1 protein-coding gene is annotated in these 1,974 nt (G+C 61.3%); it reads right to left on the reverse strand.

What is annotated here, in order from left to right:
* Positions 1 to 238 precede the first annotated feature (238 nt).
* A partial coding sequence (locus tag IVA82_RS46770) for a CusA/CzcA family heavy metal efflux RND transporter (protein ID WP_247493973.1) occupies positions 239 to 1,974 on the reverse strand: 1,736 nt, incomplete at its 5' end.

The raw sequence follows: 1,974 nt of genomic DNA on the forward strand, positions 1-1,974 counted from the left end.
CCGCCTACGCGGGATTCACGAAAAGCCGCACTGGCCCGCTTCCTGAAGAGGGCTTCGGGCGGCGATCCAGAGGAGGGCGAGAGGAGCGCCGCTTGGTTGCCTAGGTGCTGCGTCAAGTTGGTCATTCAACCTCAAGCCGCAGCGACAAGCTCCCCGAATGCTGACGCGAGGATGCGCCAGTTTTGAAGACGGCGACGGTCTTAACCCTGTCGGAAGCATAGAGCATCCCTTCGGGTTGCTATTCCGCCGCGCGGTCCGGCCTGAAGATCCGATCGGGCTTCGCTTCGCGTTCCTCGGACGCAAAATATGAATATAGAGCCGGCAAAACCAGCAGCGTCAGCAACGTCGCGCTCAACAAGCCGCCAATCACCACTGTCGCCAATGGCTTCTGTACCTCCGCGCCCGTACCGGTCGCGAGAGCCATCGGGACGAAGCCCAGCGAGGCGACCAGCGCTGTCATGATCACGGGACGAAACCGGGTGAGGGCGCCTTGGCTGATGGCCGCGCCTGAGGGGACGCCGTCGTCGATCAGCTTCCGGAACTGGCTCAGCATCACCAGTCCGTTCAGGACGGCAACGCCGGAAAGCGCGATGAAGCCAACGGCCGCCGAGATCGAGAACGGCATGCTTCGCAACCACAGCGCCGCGATGCCACCGGTGAGCGCCAGCGGGACCGCACTGAACACCAGAAGGGCGTCTCGCGCGGATCCAAGCGCCGTGAACAACAACAAGAATATCAACAGGAAGCAGCTGGGCACGACGAACATTAGCCGTTCCCGGGCTACCGAGAAATTCTCGAATTGGCCGCCCCAGGAGAGCCAAGTTCCCGGCGCCAGCTTGACTCTCTCATCGACAGCCCGTTGCGCCTCCGCCACCAACGAGCCGATGTCCCGTCCGCGGACGTCGGCTGTTGCGACGACACGTCGCTTACCGTTCTCGCGGCTGACCTGGTTGGCGCCTTCTGTCTGTTCGAATGTCGCCACAGCCCTGAGAGGAATGGAAGCAGCCGCGGCATTTTCGTTCAACCGCGGTAATTGCACCGGCAGATTTTCCAGTGCCGAGATATCATTGCGGAGCGTATCGTTCAGCCGCACGATGATCTGGAAGCGGCGGTCTCCCTCAAAGACCAGGCCTGCAACACGACCGCCAATCGCGGCCTCGATCACGTTCTGAACCGCGAGCAGGCTAAGGCCCCGACGAGCGATCTCCGCTTTGTCGATCTTGATTTCCAGAAATGGAAGACCCGTCGTTTCCTCTACCTTCACGTCTTGCGTGCCCCTAACGCGCCGCAGCGCGTTAGCGATGCTGCCCGCGGTTCGTTGCATCTCCTCAAAATCGTCGCCAAAGACCTTGACGGCGAGGTCCTGGCGCACGCCGGCGATCAATTCATTGAACCGCATCTCGATCGGCTGAGAGAAGCCAAGTTTGTTGCCTGGAAGTTTCCTAGCGTCCGCCTCGATCTGCTTGATCAGACCGTCCTTCGACAGGCCGGGGTCTGGCCATTCGCTTTGTGGCTTGACGATGATGTAGGTGTCGGACGAACTCGGCGGCATTGGATCGGCGGCAAGGTCCGGCGTTCCGGTCCGGGAGAACACAAACGCCACCTGCGGAAACTTGCTGATCTCCCTTTCAAGGAGGAGCTGCATCGCCTGCGCCTGAGACAACGACGTGCTTGGTACGCGCTTCACCTCCATGACGATGTTCTTTTCATCGAGGGTCGGCGTGAACTCCTGCCCCAGGCAGGCAAACAGCAGAGCGGCTGCGACGAACAAAAGCGCAGCAGCGCCGATGGCCGGTAGGGGTGAAGCGATCGCCCGTGTCAGCAACGGCGCGTAGTACGCCTTCAGCTTGCGGATGATGACGTTCTCTTGTTCCGTCACGGGCTTGGACACCGTTAGGGCGATCATGGCCGGGACGAACGTCAACGACACGACGAAGGCCGCGCCGAGCGCGATTATGACGGTGAGCGCCATCG

Origin of the sequence: Bradyrhizobium sp. 142, from assembly GCF_023074015.1 — a bacterium.
Taxonomy (GTDB): Bacteria; Pseudomonadota; Alphaproteobacteria; order Rhizobiales; family Xanthobacteraceae; genus Bradyrhizobium.